Origin of the sequence: Citreimonas salinaria, assembly GCF_900107235.1 — a bacterium.
In the GTDB taxonomy this organism is placed as follows: domain Bacteria; phylum Pseudomonadota; class Alphaproteobacteria; order Rhodobacterales; family Rhodobacteraceae; genus Citreimonas; species Citreimonas salinaria.
Map to the genome: position 1 here is coordinate 1 of NZ_FNPF01000050.1, position 2,843 is coordinate 2,843.

The 2,843-nt window shown below is 59.4% G+C and carries 3 protein-coding genes and 1 pseudogene; 2 read left to right on the forward strand and 2 right to left on the reverse strand.

Annotated features, from left to right (window positions below; genetic code table 11):
• Window positions 1-121, forward strand: a pseudogene (locus tag BLW27_RS21060) (IS5/IS1182 family transposase); the annotation flags it as partial.
• Window positions 122-289: 168 nt separating this feature from the next.
• Window positions 290-787 (forward strand): hypothetical protein, encoded by a 498-nt coding sequence (locus BLW27_RS20420; RefSeq protein WP_089886566.1) that lies wholly within the window; start codon window positions 290-292, stop codon window positions 785-787.
• A 142-nt stretch (window positions 788-929) separates the two neighbouring features.
• On the opposite strand, the gene BLW27_RS20425 is transcribed toward BLW27_RS20420, so the two are convergent.
• Both BLW27_RS20425 and BLW27_RS21065 read right to left on the reverse strand, forming a co-directional pair.
• The gene (locus BLW27_RS20425; RefSeq protein WP_089886568.1) at window positions 930-2,249 is read right to left on the reverse strand and encodes a hypothetical protein; all 1,320 of its coding nucleotides are present in this window, start codon (window positions 2,247-2,249) and stop codon (window positions 930-932) included.
• A gap of 154 nt (window positions 2,250-2,403) precedes the next feature.
• Complete coding sequence (locus BLW27_RS21065) at window positions 2,404-2,730, reverse strand: SLOG domain-containing protein (protein ID WP_281242780.1); 327 nt, start codon at window positions 2,728-2,730, stop codon at window positions 2,404-2,406.
• Window positions 2,731-2,843 lie beyond the last annotated feature (113 nt).

Genomic DNA, 2,843 nt, shown 5'->3' on the forward strand with positions numbered 1-2,843 from the left:
GGAAGACGAGCAGATCGGAACGGTCACCGCCGACGGCGCCTACGACACGCGCCGGTGCCACAAAGCCATCACCGACCGGCAGGGCACCGCGATCATCCCCATCCCCATCCGCAGGAACGGATTTGTGCAACAACGACATCGAAAAGCGCCCGCAGGCAAACCTGCGGGCGCTCGTGGATCCACCGTATTTGATCCAGAAGGGACGGCAACTTGTATTGACCTGATGGCCAAATGCCATGCTACTTGGTGCAAGTGCTCAACTATTCTGAAGTTCCGGACGGGTTGAACCATGGCTGCCAAGGATGCTCATCGCATCGCTCAGGACTTCCTGAACCGACAGGGCCAGGCATCGATCCGCGGCGATGTCGCCGCTGCCATGGCCTCGCTCGACATCCCATTCACGCTCGAGAGCATGGAGGGACGAACCGTGGCGACGAGCGAGGCGGAGGTGAAGGCCATCTGCGTTGCCTTCATCGAAGGCCTGCAGGAAAACCGCCTGACAGAAATGGTACGCCGCTGCCTCGATGCTTCCTTCATGGATGACCACACGGTCTGCGCAACCTACGAGACCCGCTATGTCGGCGACCATAACCAGCTCGCCGGCGATCCGTATTTGGGATTCATCGTTCTTCGGGAGAAGGACGACGGCTGGAAAGCCAGCAACATCCAACTCGCCGTCAACAAGAAGAGCACGGCCAATGTAGCACTTCGGGACTGGACCCGCGGTAGCGTCGCGAGTTCCGAGGAAACCAACGTGAGCGTTCCAAAGCTGTCGCGCGCTTCATGACGGCCTTGGCGTGAAAAACCTCATCCGCGCTCTGTCGGAGATCAGGGCGAGCGCGCAACAATCACGGTGACGTGCTGTTAGGGCGCACCTCTACGGGATCCTCGGCAGGACGTCAGAGAAGCCCGTCTGGAAGTCCGAAAGTTCAAGGCTTACCGGCTGCAGCAAACCGAATGACTTGGTCAATCTGATCATAAGCCTGAGCTTCGGTGGCTTCGGCGATAAGGCTTGCAGCGACCACGCGCGCCTCGCCCCAGCGGAAAGAGGCAATATTTGCGTAGACAAGCTTGCGCATCATACGGCAACGGAAGCCTCGATTGCAGTCCGAGGTCAGCATTCCCAATCCTTCCGCTATGTGGCGCCGTGCCAGCCATGGATTGCGCCGAAGTTCAGACCATCCCAGTTCGCTCGTAAGAAATCCGATGTGGTTCGGATCGCCGCCGTGGTCGGCGAGGCGCAGGGCGTCACGGGGCGTCTGCCGAGCCTCGCTACGAAGTCCGAGGCGAAGTTCTACCGCACCGCGTAGAGGCAGAAGCGATTCGCGTTCGTCGTCGCCCCGGGCTTCGAGACCTGCGCGGACATAGGCCGCGCAGCGCTCGTAGAACGCACGACCCATTGCGCGGGGCAACAGCCCGGCAATGCTGTAGTTCGCGCTGCCGAGTGCATCGTAGAGATCGCGGGCGCCTTCGTCAGCGCGTACGAATTGACTGAGACCAAGTCGCTGATTCATCGCAGCCCGAGCCCCGGACGCCGCTAAGGATCCGAGAAAGAGATGGCCGTGCAGCCCGCGCCAAGCTGCGGCACGTGACCAGTTTGCTAGCGCACGGTCCCAAAGCGCGACGAACTTGGGATCTGTGGTCGTAGAATAGTGTTCTAGCATCATCGCGCGCATTGCGATCCAAGTTCGCGAAAGCATGTAGTTCATTCCGGTCTGTTCGTCGGCCCGGTCGAGATACCACGCTGCGACCTCCGCATCGCGTTGCCCGTCCACGTCACCTGCCGTCATGCCCTTGAGCAGGATTGGTTCCTCGAAGAGCCGCTCGTTCTTCCAGTCCTTGTGCCGTTCAGTGGCAAGAGCCTGAACGGCCCGGTTTCTGCCCAGAGCATCGATCGAAGCGGCGGACCCTGAACCGAAGATTGCCTCGAGTATCAACGTTTCCGCATGTACGAGATCACGCGCAGGCCGGATGTCCGGCTCATCTTGCGCAACCTGGCGCATGAACCGAGCTAGCGGTGACGACGTCATGGCTGCTTGGCCCACGGTGATGAGGGTGATCGGCTTGCATAGGGTAGCGGCTTGGAAGAGCTCGAGTTCGAGAAACGACGATGCAGAACTGCCTATCGGCAGTTCCAGCCGCGTTCCGTACTGTCCGTTGTCAAGGAGCACGAAGCGGTTGGATGCTTCAAAAGCATCGAGACAGGCATCTATGATCTCGAGGTCGTCCTTCCCCCTGTGCTCTCCCAAATGGGGTGCATCCTTCTCCGCGACCCAGATCGGGCTTGGGGCATCTGGATTTGTGATGCCACGGCGTCCCGTAGACCAGACCACGCCCCGCAAACGGCGGATACGTGCGTCCGCCCAGGTCGAAGCGAAGAACGCGCGGTGCCTAATCGGGGCTTCAGCCCGCATCACTGCTGCCTCCAGCTAGAATGCGAGGTTCCGACGGATCGATATCAAGAAGCCTGTAGAGCCAGTACGTGAAGTCAGTCCTAGTGCTCATCTCGTCAGGCAGATTACCGACGCGCTCAAAAAGCTCACGCGATACGCCCCCAGGTGCGGGGATCGGAACGAGCCGAGCGTTAGGAGCCGCATTGCGTAGTAGGTCGAACTCATCAATTACGCCTTCCATGCCGCCAACAAAAACGGCTGCATGAAAGGCGTAATCCCGAAACATTGCCCTGCGCATTACCTCAAGGCTGGCATCCATATCACCTTCGACTGGCATTGTTGCGTAACTCACGCTTAGAGCGGATCGCGTTTAATTGGTTCTGTATCCTGCTGCTTTGAAGAAGTTGTAGCATTCTTCATCACTGAACAGGTCGCACACGTGACCGACCG